The organism is Chromatiales bacterium (assembly GCA_024234935.1).
Lineage (GTDB): Bacteria > Pseudomonadota > Gammaproteobacteria > Steroidobacterales.
Genome location: JACKNI010000006.1, coordinates 21,780 through 36,614 on the forward strand (window position 1 = coordinate 21,780; position 14,835 = coordinate 36,614).

Annotated in this window: 11 protein-coding genes and 1 tRNA gene; 8 read left to right on the forward strand and 4 right to left on the reverse strand. The window is 63.9% G+C overall.

The genetic code is table 11. The features are described from left to right. Positions 1 to 56: 56 nt before the first annotated feature. The 5 genes from pyrB to H6979_11925 all read left to right on the forward strand — a co-directional run bounded on the left by pyrB (position 57) and on the right by H6979_11925 (position 5,347). Positions 57 to 1,073 (forward strand): aspartate carbamoyltransferase, encoded by a 1,017-nt coding sequence (gene pyrB, locus H6979_11905; protein ID MCP5140546.1) that lies wholly within the window; start codon positions 57 to 59, stop codon positions 1,071 to 1,073. 30 nt (positions 1,074 to 1,103) lie between these two features. Beyond that, on the forward strand, positions 1,104 to 1,775 hold the full coding sequence (locus H6979_11910) for a glutathione S-transferase family protein (protein MCP5140547.1): 672 nt from the start codon (positions 1,104 to 1,106) through the stop codon (positions 1,773 to 1,775). 76 nt (positions 1,776 to 1,851) lie between these two features. Then, positions 1,852 to 1,928, forward strand: a tRNA-Arg gene (locus H6979_11915). 411 nt (positions 1,929 to 2,339) lie between these two features. After that, entirely contained in the window at positions 2,340 to 4,628 is a 2,289-nt protein-coding gene (locus tag H6979_11920) for an amino acid permease (protein ID MCP5140548.1), read from the forward strand. After that, on the forward strand, positions 4,628 to 5,347 hold the full coding sequence (locus H6979_11925; GenBank protein MCP5140549.1) for a hypothetical protein: 720 nt from the start codon (positions 4,628 to 4,630) through the stop codon (positions 5,345 to 5,347). Before H6979_11920 ends, H6979_11925 begins: the two co-directional genes overlap by 1 nt. A gap of 37 nt (positions 5,348 to 5,384) precedes the next feature. Here the strand turns inward: H6979_11925 and H6979_11930 are convergent, their stop codons facing one another. Beyond that, positions 5,385 to 6,050, reverse strand: a complete 666-nt coding sequence (locus H6979_11930; GenBank protein ID MCP5140550.1) for a thioredoxin family protein — start codon at positions 6,048 to 6,050, stop codon at positions 5,385 to 5,387. Positions 6,051 to 6,114: 64 nt separating this feature from the next. Further along, complete coding sequence (locus H6979_11935; GenBank protein ID MCP5140551.1) at positions 6,115 to 6,456, reverse strand: HPF/RaiA family ribosome-associated protein; 342 nt, start codon at positions 6,454 to 6,456, stop codon at positions 6,115 to 6,117. A gap of 65 nt (positions 6,457 to 6,521) precedes the next feature. On the opposite strand from H6979_11935, the gene H6979_11940 reads away from it, so the two are divergent. From H6979_11940 to H6979_11950, 3 genes are all read left to right on the forward strand, one after another. Further along, positions 6,522 to 6,965 carry a DUF2141 domain-containing protein gene (locus H6979_11940; GenBank protein ID MCP5140552.1) on the forward strand — a complete coding sequence of 148 codons (444 nt, stop codon included), beginning with the start codon at positions 6,522 to 6,524 and terminating at the stop codon, positions 6,963 to 6,965. A 143-nt stretch (positions 6,966 to 7,108) separates the two neighbouring features. After that, positions 7,109 to 7,954 (forward strand): methyltransferase domain-containing protein, encoded by an 846-nt coding sequence (locus H6979_11945; GenBank protein ID MCP5140553.1) that lies wholly within the window; start codon positions 7,109 to 7,111, stop codon positions 7,952 to 7,954. Further along, positions 7,938 to 10,313 carry a phosphoketolase family protein gene (locus H6979_11950; protein ID MCP5140554.1) on the forward strand — a complete coding sequence of 792 codons (2,376 nt, stop codon included), beginning with the start codon at positions 7,938 to 7,940 and terminating at the stop codon, positions 10,311 to 10,313. The genes H6979_11945 and H6979_11950 overlap by 17 nt, the downstream gene beginning before the upstream one ends. A 12-nt stretch (positions 10,314 to 10,325) precedes the next feature. Here H6979_11950 and H6979_11955 read toward each other — a convergent pair whose 3' ends face one another. Then, positions 10,326 to 11,612, reverse strand: coding sequence for a TolC family protein (locus H6979_11955; GenBank protein MCP5140555.1), 1,287 nt, complete (start codon positions 11,610 to 11,612; stop codon positions 10,326 to 10,328). Then, complete coding sequence (locus H6979_11960; protein MCP5140556.1) at positions 11,609 to 14,830, reverse strand: efflux RND transporter permease subunit; 3,222 nt, start codon at positions 14,828 to 14,830, stop codon at positions 11,609 to 11,611. The genes H6979_11955 and H6979_11960 overlap by 4 nt, the downstream gene beginning before the upstream one ends. Between the last annotated feature and the right edge of the window lie 5 nt (positions 14,831 to 14,835).

Consider the following 14,835-nt stretch of genomic DNA (forward strand, 5'->3'; position numbering starts at 1 on the left):
GCGGGCCGAGTGCTGCTATGATTCCGGGCGGTCGAAATACCAATAAAGTACCCCGCATGCCGCTGACGCCCGTATCGCCGCCGCTGTTCCATGTCATCGACCCGCGCGTCTTCGATCGCGCCCAGCTTGACGACCTCTGCGACCTGACCAACCGGGTGCGCCTGCTGGCCAAGCACCCGGATGGCGCCCGCTTCCTGCTCGGCCTGCTGCCGGACCGGCGCGCGATGCTGTACTTCGTGCAGCCCTCCACGCGGACCTTCCTGTCCTTCAGCAATGCCTGTCATGTGCTCGGTATCCGTACCAGCGAGATCCGCGACCCTTCCACCTCCTCGGAGGTGAAGGGCGAGAGCTTCGAGGACAGCATCCGCACCTTCAGTTCCTATGTGGATGTCATCGTGATGCGCACCCCGGACTCCGGCAAGGCTGCGCGTGCCGCGACGCTGATGAACCGGATTCCGCGCCCGGTGCCGATCATCAATGCCGGCAGCGGCCAGGACCAGCATCCGACCCAGGCGCTGCTCGACATCTACACCCTCGAGCGCAGTTTCGAGGAAAGGGGCGGCATCGATGGCAAGATCATTGGCCTGATGGGCGACCTCAAGCGCGGCCGCACGGTTCGTTCGCTGTGCTACCTGATGAAGAACTACCGCGATGTGCGCCTGGTGATGATTGCACCGCAGCAGTTCGCCATCGAGCCGGATATCAAGGAACACCTGCGCGAGCAGGGCGTTGCCTTCGTCGAGGATCTGTCGCTTGCACAGGCGCTGCCGGAGCTCGATGCAATTTACGTCACGCGCATGCAGTCCGAGTGGGATACTGACGGTGAAACCGGGCTGGTGGACTACCGTGAATACAGCGTCACGCCCGAGAACGTCGGCGCGATGAAGGCGAATGCGGTCATCATGCATCCGCTGCCGCGCGGCCCGGAGATTCATCCCGCGGTGGACGATGATCCGCGTGCTGTCTACTGGCGCCAGGAGCGCAACGGCATGTGGATGCGCGCGGCGATTCTGGTCAAGCTGTTCCAGGCTGATGGCCTGGTCAGGAGTTTTGACCTTTCTGCCCTGAAATAGAACAACCAACTCAAGCCGGAGAAAAAAATCATGATCAAGCTGTACGGTGCCATTGCTTCCCCCTACGTTGCCCGCGTGGTGATGTACGCAAAGCTCAAGGGTGTGGATCTGCCGCTCACCGAGCCGCCCGGCGGCATGGCCGGCATCAAGAGTCCCGAATATCTCAAGCTCAATCCGATGGGCAAGATGCCGACGCTGGAAGTGGACGGGCAGGGCATCGGCGAGTCCTCGATCATCTGCGAATACCTCGACGACGTTTACCCGCAGAAGTCCGGCCTGCCGGCCGATCCGATTGGCCGCGCGCGGTCGCGCCTGGTGGCACGGATTGTCGACCTGTATCTCGTGCAGCACGTCGGCCCGCTGTTCCGGCAGATGAATCCCGAAAAGCGCGACCAGGCGGCAGTCGACGCTGCCGGCAAGGAAATCGCCAAGGCCTACGGCTACATCGAGCATGCGATGGACAGCGGCCCCTTCTGCGTCGGCAAGACGCCCACGCTTGGCGACTGTGCGCTCGGCACCATCACCAGCATGATGCACCAGGTACTCGCCGCCGGTAATTTCGGCATCGCCGACCCGGTCGGCAGCGGCCGCCTCGCGACCTGGTGGAAAGCCGTACAGGGCCACGCCGTGTGTGCCGCCGTCATCAACGATCACCACACCGCATTCGGTGGCTTCATCAAGATGATGGCCGGCAAGAAATAAATAGGAGCGGTGGCAGGAGCGGCTTCAGCCGCGATCCCGATATCGCGGCTGAAGCCGCTCCTACCCACAAAACCATGCGCCCGTAGCTCAGCTGGATAGAGCATCAGGCTTCGAACCTGAGGGTCGGGAGTTCGAATCTCTCCGGGCGCGCCAGTAGATAAAAATGACCCGCCTTGTGCGGGTCTTTTTTATCTACCAGTGTCCGGAGACCCGGTGAGAACTCCACAGTTCGACAAAACTGCAGAGCAGTTTTGGACAGCCGCAGGCTGCCCCGCAGGGGTGAGCGGCCGTACCCGGCCGCGAATCCATCTCTCCGGGCGCGCCACCGCGAAGTGAGTCATTACAAGCGCCGCCGCTGCGCGCCAACGCGCCCGGTTTTTCCCTCGGCGACTTCCTTCAGGATCAGCTTGTGGATGATCTCCCCGGAGGAGTACTGTTTCCTTGTCATGACGCCGGGTGCCTTCCAATGCCCTGTTCAGGTACACGACAGCCGGACCGGAAATATCGGCTCGGCTCAGCGGCAGCTGCAGGCCAGGGTCTGCGGTGCCCGGGAAATCGGGTGCCATGACTGCCGGTAGTCCGGACGCAATCGCCCCGGACGCGGCGTCAGACGCCAACGAGTTGATCGCCTCGTCAGAGGTGCGGCTCAGCCGCGAGATGCGGCTCTTCGACGTGGTCATGATTGGCGTCGGCGCGATGATTGGTGCCGGTATCTTCGTGCTGACCGGCATTGCCGCCGGCGTGGCCGGTCCCGGCCTGCTGCTGGCCTTCCTGCTGAACGCGGTCGTGACCCTGTTTGCCGCCGCCGCCTATGCCGAGCTGGGCTCGACCTTCCACGACGCGGGAGGCAGTTATCTGTGGGTCAAGCTCGGGCTCAAGGATCCGCAAGGCTTCATGAGCGGCTGGATGGACTGGTTCGCGCACTCGGTGGCCTGTTCGCTCTATGCGCTCGGCTTTGGCGCCTATTTCAAGCTGGTTCTGCCGCTGATCGGCGTGCCGGACTTCCAGACGCCGCTGATGGACATCGAGAAATGGCTGGCCGTCGCGGTGATCGCCGTCTTTGCCTGGATCAATTACCGCGGCGCCTCCGAGACCGGTGGTGCCGGCAATTTCGTCACGATTGGCAAGCTGCTGATCCTGGCCGTATTCATCGGCTTCGGCTTCTGGGTCACCCTGCACCGGCCTGACTGGCAGCCCGTATTCACGGATGACTTCCTGCCGAACGGTTACGGCAGCGTATTCGTCGCCATGGGCCTGACCTTCATCGCGTTCGAGGGCTACGAAATCATCGCCCAGTGCAGCGAGGAGGTCCGCCAGCCGGCACGCAACGTGCCCCGCGCGATCTTCATCTCCCTGCTGATCGTGGTGCCGATCTATCTCGCCGTGGCCTTTGCCGCTCTGGGCTCGGTGCAGGTGCCGGGCGTGCCGAGCTGGCAATTCCTGGGCGAGCACAAGGAGACGGCACTGGTGGACGTCGCCCGCAGCTTCTTCCCGGGCGGCGGGGTCATGCTGCTGGTCGGCGGCCTGTTGTCCACCATCAGCGCGCTGAACGCCACCATCTATTCCTCGTCGCGGGTGTCCCTGGCCATGGGCCGCGACCGCAACCTGCCCCGCTGGTTCGGCAAGGTCCACCCGGTGCGAAAGACGCCCCATGGGGCGATTGCCGGTTCGGCCGTGCTGATCGCCTTCATGGCCGTGGCGCTGCCGATCGAGACCGTGGCCAGCGCGGCCAACATCATGTTCCTGTTGCTGTTCATTCAGGTACAGGCCGTGCTGATCGCGTTGCGCAAGATGCAGCCAAATCTGCCCCGGGGCTTCCGGGTGCCGCTGGTGCCCTTCGTGCCGGTCATTGGTATCGTCCTGCAGCTGTTCCTGGCCGTGTACCTGTTTGTCTACAGTCCGATGGCGTGGCTCAGCGCGGCGGTCTGGATCGTCATCGGCCTGGTCGTCTACTACACCTATGCCCACAAGCGGGACCAGGCCTATGAAAACGTCCTCGAGATGCGGGAGGCCGCCGAACGAAAGGACTATCGCATCATCGCTTTCCTCGACAAGCCCAAGCGCGCGGGACCCATACTCAACGCCGCCGGTCTGCTCGCCCGGTGCTATGACGGCGAACTGATACCCCTCATGGTCATCGAAGTCCCCGACCGGGAGATGTTGGCGCAGGGCTGGGATCGCGCCGACCAGGCGCGGATGGAACTCGAGACCGCGATGCGCAGCCAGCGGGCGCGGGGGCTGATGGTCAAGCCGCTGGTAAAGATCTCCCATCGCGCGTCCTTCGGCATCATCGAGACAGTCCTCGAGGAGCACTGCAACGTCGTGGTCATTGCCCGGCCGCGCCGGGCGAACCTGACCCGCCGCTTCGCGGCCGCCATCGTGGATCGCGTGGTGCGCGAGGCACCGGCCCAGACCCTCGTGGTCAGCGCCGAGCGCTGGCCCGAGCAGATAGGGCTGATCGTCTTTGCCTGGGAGAAGGGTCCCCATGCCCGGCTGTCGGCCGAACTCGTGGGCGCGATTGCGCGCCAGACCGGCGCCCGGGTGCGGGCCGTGCACGTCCTGCCCTACGATGCCTCCCGGTCCGACATCGAGCGGGCTGCCGCGGATCTGGAGAAGGCGATGGGGGCCGCCGATGCGCGGCTCGAACTCAGAGTGGTCCAGGCCGGGGATATCGTCACTGGCCTGCTCGAGCAGGCGGCGGGTGCTGACCTGGTCTTTATCGGTGGTACCGAAGCCGGTTTTATCGAGCAATTGCTGGGCTACGCTATTCCCCTGGAACTGGCGGACCGTACGACAGTGCCGGTAATCACCGTCTACGAGATGCCCGCGGAACCCAAACGGTGGCTCAGCTGATGGCAGGTGCAGCGATGGAACAGAAGCCCTTCGAATCGGTGCCGGAACTGGTGACCGGGGTGGCAGCCTATCTGCCGAACCTGCTGGCGGGATTACTGGTGTTGCTGGTCGGCCTGGTGGTCGCCTGGGTGGCCGGGAAGGTCTTCGTGCGCATGCTCAACTTCATGCGCCTCGACCGGATCCTCGCGCGTCTCGCCTGGTCCAACGTGCTCGATACGGGCGACGCCCGCCATTCCCTGTTCGAGTTTCTGGGTACCATCCTCAGTGTTTTCATTTTTCTGATCTTCCTGGACAACGCGTTGCTGATCTGGGGTCTAACGGTGCTCTCCCAGCTGTTTTCCAGGGTCGTGGTACTGGTGCCCCAGCTGGTCTCCGCGGCGATCATCGTGCTGGCGGGCTGGGGCATTGCCACCGGCGTGTCGCGCAGCGTCCAGCGCGCGCTCTATCAGGAGAAGATTGCCCGCGCGCGACTGGTGGCCAGCATCCTGCGCTGGGCCACACTGGTCACCGTGGCCGCCATAACCCTGGTGGAGCTCAACATCGCGGTGACCATCGTCACCGGCGCGTTCCTCATCGCCTTCGGTGCGCTGGCGCTGTGCTTCGTGCTGGCCGTGGGCCTCGGCAGCAAGCGCGGCGTGGAACTGATGTGGGAAGCGCGCTTCCACCGCGCCAGGGAGAGCGACGACACAGCGGAAGACGAAGGTGCGGGCGAATCGTGAGGGCAGTTGCGATTCGCGACCGACAATCTTGTGGCCTCTAGTGGGGCCGCGGGGCTGATCCGGGTTTCTTTGCGGTTTTCTCCGCCAGCACGACGATCTCGGTCAGCGCATCGGATCCACGGTTCCAGTCGTACCACGACATCTTCCGTTCCAGCAGCTCTTCTTCGCTGATCGCGTCGGCCATGCCGAGATACCACCATTGCAATGAAGCCGGCCGTTCCACCCAGGCCGCCACTTCCTGATCGCCACGCAGCAGGATCACCGTCGGCGTGGATGCCCGGCCATCCGGCGTACGGTGCGCATCCATGATCGCCTTGCCGGTCTTGAAATCGACCAATCGCATGTCCACACCGGCGCCTGAAGCGAGCCTGGCAAGATATGGAACGCTGTGCAGTGAGTCAGGGCACCAGTCTGCGGTGATCACGAGAAGCCGCAGACCGTCACCGGCCCGCCTGAAGCGCTCGACCAGGCCGGGTGCAACCGCGCGCTCCGAATTCTTCAGCCAGGTCTCGCGCTGTACGCGGGTGCTGGCGAGGAACTGGTCCCAGGTTACTCCCCGGGAGTACATGGCGACCGAATCACTGGCCGCTGCCGACTGAACCGGGTCATCTGCCGCAACCGTCGGCAATACCGGCACGGTCAGCAACATGCTTGCTGCAAGCAGTACGCTGATCCGGGCTTTCAGGTAACGCATTATTCTCATTGGAACCCCCTGCCGCGCGCGATTTCGATTGCGGGAAACGATATCAGAGTATCGGCGCTGACGGTCAGTCGCCGCGTATCGAATCCCGCCGGTGCGCCTCGCGCGACCGGCCGACGATCTTGTCGAGGGCGTGCACCAGCTTCTGGGTTGCGCCATGCAGGGCTTCAGGAACCTTTCCGGCATCGTGGCTCACCGCTGTGGGCGGCCGGCCGGCAAGTCGTGCCTCGATCAGGCAGCGCTTGTCCGCCTCGCTTGCACGCGCCGCGTTGACATCGCTGAGATGCACCTCGATGCGCGTGATGTGTTCACTGAAGCGTGCCAGCTTGCCCTCGAGTTCCTGCCGGACCCACCCGGCGAGCGAATCGTCGCCTTGCACGTTGCTGTCGGTGTTTACCTGAATCTGCATTTCCAATTTCCTGCTGCGTCTGCAAGACTCCTTTCTACACCAAGCCCTGATCCGGCGCACGAGCCATGAATCGCAAACTGAAACTTGCCCTGTCCGTCGTCGCTGCCCTGGCCCTGGCCCCGGTGGCGATCCAGGCTGCCGACGGTACGCTGGTCCGCGTCTCGGTAAGCAATATCGCCAAACCGGGCGGCGTCCTCCTGGCTGGTGCCTATGATCAGGAATCGACCTGGCTCGGCGGCACCACCGTGGCCAGTATCGAAGTGCCGGTGCCGGCGACGGTCACGGGGACGCTCGGTTTCGAAATGCGGCTGCCACCGGGACGGTACGCGCTGTCGGTATTCCAGGACATGAACGGCAACCGGAAGCTGGACACCAATTTCATCGGCATCCCGACCGAACAGTCCGGATCTTCCAACAATGCGCCCGCGCGCTTCGGTCCACCGAAGTTCAGGGACGCGGCGTTCGTCGTGGGCAGCGAGGCCATCGATCTCGCCATCCGCCTGAACTGATGACGCATACGGCCTGCTGATGGCTCAAGCGGCAACCGCCTGACCGGGCACCCGGTCGCGTTCTCTCTTCCCATCTGAAACTCGCGGGGCCATTATCCGGTCTGATCCCGATGTCAGGGATTTCAGATCAAGGCCAATCGTCCATGAGTCAGGCAACCAGCGTACCGCCCGATCAACCGACCTACTGGAACGAGGAGGGCGGTCAGCGCTGGGTCAGCAACATCCAGCGCGTCGAGCGCATGATCGAGCCATTCCTGACGCAGCTGATGCGTCACGCGGCACCGCAGGCTGGCGAACGGGTACTCGATGTCGGCTGCGGTGGTGGCGTCACGAGTGCCGCATTCGCCGGCGCAGTCGGTCCTTCCGGAAGTGTCCTGGGGCTCGATGTGTCCGCGGTAATTCTTGCCGTGGCTCGCGAGCGTTACGCCTCTGTGGCCAACCTGTCCTTTGCGCTGGGTGATGCCGCGACGATGCCGCTCGATGCCGGGAACTTCGATCTCGTCAGTTCGCGTTTCGGCGTGATGTTCTTTGCCGATCCGGTGGCGGCCTTTGCCAACCTGCGCAGCGCGCTGAAGCCGGGGGGCAGGCTGGCTTTCATTTGCTGGCGCGCGCTGGACGAGAATCCCTGGATGGCTGACTGCGTGCGCGCTGCATTTACGGTACTGCCGATCCCGGAGCCCCAGCCGCCAACGGCGCCCGGGCCCTTTGCCTTTGCTGATGCCGCGAGACTGCGCGATATCCTCAGCCAAAGCGGCTACACAGACATCAGTATTGAGCCGCACAATCAGGTGCTCGATCTCGGCAACTTCGACGATGCGGTGGCGCAGATGACCCGCATGGGTCCTGCGGCGAGCGCATTCGCCGCCGCCAGCGCGACTGACCAGGCAGCTGTTGTCACGGCAATCCGCGCGGCACTCAAGCCGCATCTGAGCGGGGGTTCGGTACGCATGGCGAGTGGCACCTGGCTCGCAGGTGCCCGCCGTGGTTAAGACCAATACCCTGACGCCGGAACTGCTCGGGAAGATGGATGCCTATTGGCGCGCCGCCAACTATCTGTCGGTCGGGCAGATCTATCTCTACGACAATCCCTTGCTGCGCCGGCCGCTGACGCTTGCGGACGTGAAGCACATGCTGCTCGGTCACTGGGGGACGACACCCGGACAGAATTTCATTTACCTGCACCTGAACCGGGTCATAAAAAAATACGATCTGGACATGATTTACGTGTCCGGTCCCGGACATGGTGGCCCGGCAGTGGTCGCGAACACCTGGCTGGAGGGCACGTACAGCGAGATCTATCCCGATGTCAGCCAGGATGAGGCCGGACTGAGGAAACTTTTTCTCCAGTTCTCGTTTCCCGGCGGCATTCCGAGCCACGCATCGCCGGAGTGTCCGGGTTCGATACACGAGGGTGGCGAACTCGGCTATTCGTTGAGCCATTCCTTTGGCGCCGTGTTCGACAATCCGGAACTCATCGTCGCCTGTGTCGTCGGCGACGGCGAGGCGGAGACCGGTCCATTGGCGACGGCGTGGCACTCCAACAAGTTCCTTGATCCGGTCGGCGACGGCGCGGTGCTGCCGATTCTGCATCTCAACGGCTACAAGATTGCCAACCCGACGGTACTCGCGCGCATCGGGCATGAGGAACTCGACCAGTTGCTGCGCGGCTACGGGTGGACGCCGTACTTTGTCGAAGGCCATGAGCCCGGATTGATGCATGAGGCGATGGCGGAAACGCTGGACACGGTCGTGGAGCAGATCCGGAAGATACAGCAGGATGCCCGCGTTCATGGCAAGCGCACGCGTCCGCGCTGGCCCATGATCGTGCTCAAGTCGCCGAAGGGCTGGACCGGTCCGCGGATGGTCGATGGACGACAGATCGAAGGCACGTTCCGCGCGCACCAGGTACCGCTGTCTGATCCGGCGGCCCATCCGGAACACCTGAAACTGCTGGAGGAGTGGCTGAGGAGCTACCGGCCGGAGGAACTCTTCGACAGCGGTGGCCGGTTGCGACCGGAGCTCGCGGAACTTGCGCCCGAAGGCACACGCCGAATGGGTGCGAATCCTCATGCCAACGGCGGCATGCTGCTGCGCGACCTGCGGATGCCGGATTTCCGCGACTACGCGGTCGATCTGCCCGCACCCGGGACGCCTGGCATCGGTGACACGCGTGTGCTCGGGCCTTTCCTGCGCGACGTCGTGAAGCGGAACAGCGAGCAGCGGAATTTTCGTGTCTTCGGCCCCGATGAGACGCTCTCGAACGGCCTTGGGGCCCTGTTCGAAGCAACCCCGCGGCAATGGGATGCCGAGACCGTGCCGGGCGACGAATTTCTTGCGCCATCCGGACGCGTGATGGAAGTGCTGAGCGAGCATCAGTGCGAAGGCTGGCTTGAAGGTTACCTGCTGACCGGACGGCATGGACTCTTCAACTGCTACGAGGCATTCATCCATATCATCGATTCGATGTTCAACCAGCATGCGAAGTGGCTCAAGGTCACCGCGCATCTGCCGTGGCGGCGCAAGATCGCCTCGCTGAATTACCTGCTCGCCTCGCATGTCTGGCGTCAGGATCACAATGGCTTTACGCACCAGGATCCCGGCTTCATCGACCATGTGGTCAACAAGAAGGCCGAAGTGGTGCGTGTCTACTTCCCGCCCGATGCCAACTGTCTGCTGTCGGTGATGGATCACTGTCTGCGCAGCCGTCACTACGTCAACGTCGTGGTTGCCGGCAAACATCCGGCACCGCAGTGGCTGGGCATGGATGCCGCTGTCAAACACTGCACCCAGGGCATCGGTATCTGGCAGTGGGCCAGCAACGACCAGGCAGTCGCGCCGGACGTGGTGATGGCCTGCTGTGGCGACGTGCCCACGCTCGAGACCCTGGCGGCGGTATCCATCCTGCGCGAGCATCTGCCCGAACTGAGGATTCGCGTGGTGAATATCGTCGACCTGATGAAGCTGCAGCCGCCCGAGGAGCACCCGCACGGGCTGACCGATACGGACTTCGACGAGATCTTCACCAGGGACAAGCCGGTGACCTTTGCCTTCCACGCCTATCCGTGGCTGATTCACCGGCTGACCTACCGCCGCACCAACCACGACAACATCCACGTTCGCGGTTACAAGGAAGAGGGCACCGTCACCACGCCATTCGACATGACGGTGCTGAACGAGCTGGACCGCTTCCATCTCGTGATGGATACGATCGACCGTCTGCCGCAGACCGGCGACAAGGGCATCTACCTGAAGCAGCAGCTCAAGGACAAGCTCATCGAGCACCGGCTGTACATCGAAAAGCACGGCCAGGACCTGCCGGAAATCCGCAACTGGCGGTGGCAGCCGTGATCCCGATGAGGATTACCGGAGTCCGCCCGTCGCCCGCGCCAGGCGCAGGTCGCTTAACACCGCGTCAAAACGCGCGTTGTCGGCGTTGCTCACGGCCTTTAGTCGCAGCGCCTCGGCATCAAGCACCACGGTATTGGTTGTCAGGCCCACGCCGTAGAGTTCTCGCGCCACGCGCAGGTTCTCTTCGGCCTGCGCGACAGCTTCCCGCGTGACCGCGACCCGGGCGTTTGCTTCCTCGCGGTCCAGCCAGGCCTGACGTACCTCCAGTTCGATCCGCGAGCGCAGATCGTCGCGGCTGCGGCCGGCAGCGCGCCCCGCATTCGCAAACGAGGCCGCCTGGTTGCGGATCCGCCCGCCGTCAAAAACCGTCCAGTTGAAACCGATGCCGACCAGCGAGAAGTCTTCCCGGTCCAGCACCTGGTTTTCCAGGTACTGGTAGTCCGCCATCAGGCTGAGCTGTGGCCAGCCGGCGGCCCGCGCGCTGCGGGCGCGCTCGTCCAGTGACCGGGTCCGGGCATCGAGGCTGGCGAGGTCGCTGCGCCGGGAGATGGCTGTGGCGACCAGCGCGTCGAGGCTGTCGCCTGCCGCGGCCGTGTCGGGTGGCGCGCCATGCAGTTCGGCCAGGTCCGGGATCCGGTCCAGCGGCTCGCCGAGCAGACGATTGTATTGGGCGCGCGCGATGGAAAGCCGGTTGGCAGCACGCAAGCGCTCCTGCTCGGCTTCGGCCAGGGTGAGTTGCGCGGCAAGCAGGTCGTTCTTCGCGACCGTTTCCTGCTCGAGCATCACGGTCACATCATTGACCAGCGAGCCCAGGCTTTCCACCTGCGATTCCGCGGCGGTCAGCGAACTCCCGGCGCGCAATACATCGACGTAAGCGGCAGCCACCGCCAGTTTGAGATCCTGTACTGCGCTGTCGCTGGCTGAACCCGCGGCCCGTGCACCGAGTTCGGCCGACTCGATACCGGCTGTAATGCGGCCGGCGGTGAACAGGGGCAGTTCGATATGAGCCCGCGCGGCGTAGAAATCATCGTCATCGACCAGCGGCGGCGAGAGGAAGTCCTGGCCGCCGACCGGAAAACTGAAGGCCGGCGCATCACCGAAACGCTGGTAGCTGCCCTCGACCGACAGCTTTGGCCAGCGCTCGGCGCGGGCTGCATCGGCATCGGCCCGCGCCGCATCAGCCTGGCTGCGCACGGCGGCCAGCGCGTTGTTTCGCTCCAGCGCCAGATTCCAGGCGTCCGCGAGCGTCTCGGCCTGCAGCGGCAGTGCCACGAGACACAACAAGAGCGCCCGCATCATGAGGTGACTCCGGTCTGCAGCCGGCTGCGCCAGGCGTAATAGAAGATCGGGATTGCCACCAGCGTCAGCGCGGTCGAGACCATGATGCCGAATATCAGTGACACGGCCAGGCCGTTGAAGATCGGATCGTCGAGAATGAAAAATGCGCCCGAGACGGCGGCCAGCGCGGTCAGTGCGATGGGCCGGGCGCGCACGGCAGCCGCAGCGATCACGGCCTCGGCCAGCGGCTGCCCCCGCCCGAGTTCTGCATCAATGAAGTCCACCAGCAGTATCGAATTGCGCACGATGATGCCCGCCAGCGCAATCATGCCGATCATCGAGGTGGCGGTGAACTGGGCGCCGAGCAGGGCATGTCCGGGCATGACGCCGATGATGGTCAGCGGAATCGGCGCCATGATGATCAGCGGCATGGCATAGCTGCGAAACTGGGCGACGATGAGCAGGTAGATGAGTATCAGGCCGACGGAATAGGCGAGACCCATATCGCGGAACGTTTCAAAGGTGATCTGCCACTCGCCATCCCACTTGATGGCGAAACGGTTCGGGTCTTCGGGCTGCGTGAAGAAGTACTGCTCAGGCGGGCCGCCGCGGGAGGCATTGCCCGGCAAGGGTTCGTCGAGCCGGCTCACCATCTCGAACATGCCATAGAGCGGGCTGTCCAGCGGTCCGGCCATGTCGCCCGTGACAAAGGTCATCGGCAGCAGATCCTTGTGATGGATGGCACCATCCCAGGGCACTTCCTGCACCTGCACCAGTTCCGAAAGCGGCACGAGGCGCCCGGAACGCGACCTGACTTCAAGCTCCAGCACCTCGGCGATACTGCCCTGGTCAGCGGCGGCGAGTTCCAGGCGAACGGGAATGGGATGCCGCTCGCGGCCTTCATGCAGGTATGCACTGTCTGCTCCGGCCAGGCCCATGCTGATCGCCTGCACGACGGCGGCCTGTGAAACGCCGATGAGCGCGGCTTTCTGCCGGTCGACGCTGATCGCATATCGCATCGCGGGTGCTTCCCGTGAATCATCCACGTCGACGATGTCAGGCGTCTGGTCGAAAACCACGTGCAGTTCCTGAGCCAGCAACCGCTGGGCATCATAGGACGGACCATAAACCTCGGCGACGATCGGCGCCTGCACCGGTGGACCGGGCGGGACTTCCACCACCTGCACGCTGGCGGCATGGCGCTTGCCGATGGCGGCGAGTGCCGGACGTACGGCCAGCGCGATCTCGTGGCTGGACCGGTCACGATCGTGCTTGTCCTTGAGGTTCACCTGGATGTCGCCTTGTTCCGGACCGCTGCGCAGGTAGTACTGCCTTACCAGTCCGTTGAAATTGATCGGCGCGGCCGTGCCTGCGTAAACCTGGTAGTTGACGAGTTCCGGAATCTGTTCGACCGCCTGGGCAAGTTCGCCGAGTACCCGCGCTGTTTTTTCCAGCGGCGTGCCTTCCGGCATGTCCAGCACCACCTGAAACTCCGACTTGTTGTCGAAAGGCAGCATCTTGAGTACCACCCATTTCACCAGCGTGAGACCGATGCTGAGCACGATCGCCAGTACCAGCCCGATGTAAAGCCGGTGCCGGTTCCTGCGCGCCCGGTCGCCACTGATGAAGGGATCGAGCACGCGGTGAAAAAAGCGCGGCAGGCGACCGCCATGTTGCCCGGTTGCGGACGGTGCTTCCGCATGGCCGCCGGCCAGCAGCCGGCCTGAAAGCCAGGGAGTAAAGCTGAGGGCTACGGCAAGAGAGATGAGCATGCCCATGCTGGCGTTGATCGGAATCGGGCTCATGTAGGGCCCCATCAGGCCGCTGACAAAGGCCATCGGCAGCAGCGCGGCGATGACGGTGAAGGTGGCGAGGATGGTGGGGCCGCCCACTTCATCCACCGCGCCCGGAATGATCGAGAGGAAGCTCCCGGAGTCGAGTTGCCGGCGACGGTGGATGTTCTCCACGATGACGATCGCATCGTCCACCAGGATGCCGATGGAAAAAATCAGTGCGAACAGTGATACGCGGTTGATCGTGAATCCCCATGCCCATGAGGCAAAGAGCGTGGCTGCCAGCGTGATGATCACTGCGGCGCCGACCACGATGGCTTCCCGCCGGCCGATGGTCAGCATCACCAGCACCACCACCGACAGGGTGGCAAAGGCGAGCTTCTGGATGAGCTTCATGGCCTTGTCGTTGGCGGTTACGCCATAGTTGCGCGTGACCGTGACCTCCACGCCGTCCGGGATGAAGGTGCCACGCAGGAGATTCACCCGCTCGATCGCCCGGGTTGCCACATCGATGGCGTTCTCGCCCGGCTTCTTCGACACCGCGATGGTGACAGCCGGAGCGGGCGCCCCGCCGCCTGCCGCCTTGCCGGTGCCGTGCCAGGCGTAGGCACCCGGCGTGTCGGGGCCGCGGGTGACAGTCGCCACGTCCTGCAGATACACCGGGCGTTCGTCGCGAACTGCCACGACCAGACCTGCCACGTCGGCAACGCTGGCAAGAAACTCGCCAGCCTGCACGGGAACCGCCTGGTCACCGCTGACGATCTGGCCTGCCTGTGCGGCGGGGGATGCTGCTGCCAGCGCTGCCGACACTTCAGCGGCAGTCAGGCCGTATGCAGAAAGTCGCTGCGGGTCCAGTGCGACCCGCACCACGCTGTCGGGGCTGCCGATGGTGTAGACATCGCGCGTGCCCGGCACGCGCTTGATTTCCATCTCGATGGCCCGGGCAACCTGACCCAGTTCGTAGGCGCCGCGTGACGGATCCCGGGTCCACAGCGTCAGGCCGAGGATGGGTACATCGTCGATGCCCTTGGGCTTGATGAGAGGTGGCAGCACGCCGAGTGCCGGGGGCTGCCAGTCCTGGTTGGAGTACACGGCGTTATAGAGCCGGACGATCGCCGCGGTACGCTCTTCACCCACTTCGAACTGTACGCTCAGCACAGCCATGCCCGGCCGCGAGACCGAGTAGATGTGTTTCACGCCGGCGATTTCACCGAGTACCTTTTCCATTGGCGATGCGACGAGGTTTTCCACCTGCGTTGCGCTGGCGCCGGGAAAGCCGATGAGGATATTGGCAAAGGTTACATTGATCTGCGGCTCTTCCTCGCGGGGTGTCACCAGCACGGCGAAGAGGCCCATCAGCAGCGCGGTCAGCGCGAGCAGCGGTGTGAGTTCGGAGTTGAGGAACAGCCGTGCGATGCGCCCGCTGATGCCGAAATGTTCTGTCATGACAC

Coding starts and splice junctions, on each gene's coding strand:
- pyrB (MCP5140546.1), top strand. CDS start 57: ATGCCGCTGACGCCCGTATCGCCGCCGCTGTTCCATGTCATCGACCCG.
- H6979_11940 (MCP5140552.1), top strand. CDS start 6,522: ATGAATCGCAAACTGAAACTTGCCCTGTCCGTCGTCGCTGCCCTGGCC.
- H6979_11955 (MCP5140555.1), bottom strand. CDS start 11,612: ATGATGCGGGCGCTCTTGTTGTGTCTCGTGGCACTGCCGCTGCAGGCC.
- H6979_11935 (MCP5140551.1), bottom strand. CDS start 6,456: ATGCAGATTCAGGTAAACACCGACAGCAACGTGCAAGGCGACGATTCG.
- H6979_11945 (MCP5140553.1), top strand. CDS start 7,109: ATGAGTCAGGCAACCAGCGTACCGCCCGATCAACCGACCTACTGGAAC.
- H6979_11925 (MCP5140549.1), top strand. CDS start 4,628: ATGGCAGGTGCAGCGATGGAACAGAAGCCCTTCGAATCGGTGCCGGAA.
- H6979_11910 (MCP5140547.1), top strand. CDS start 1,104: ATGATCAAGCTGTACGGTGCCATTGCTTCCCCCTACGTTGCCCGCGTG.
- H6979_11920 (MCP5140548.1), top strand. CDS start 2,340: ATGACTGCCGGTAGTCCGGACGCAATCGCCCCGGACGCGGCGTCAGAC.
- H6979_11930 (MCP5140550.1), bottom strand. CDS start 6,050: ATGAGAATAATGCGTTACCTGAAAGCCCGGATCAGCGTACTGCTTGCA.
- H6979_11960 (MCP5140556.1), bottom strand. CDS start 14,830: ATGACAGAACATTTCGGCATCAGCGGGCGCATCGCACGGCTGTTCCTC.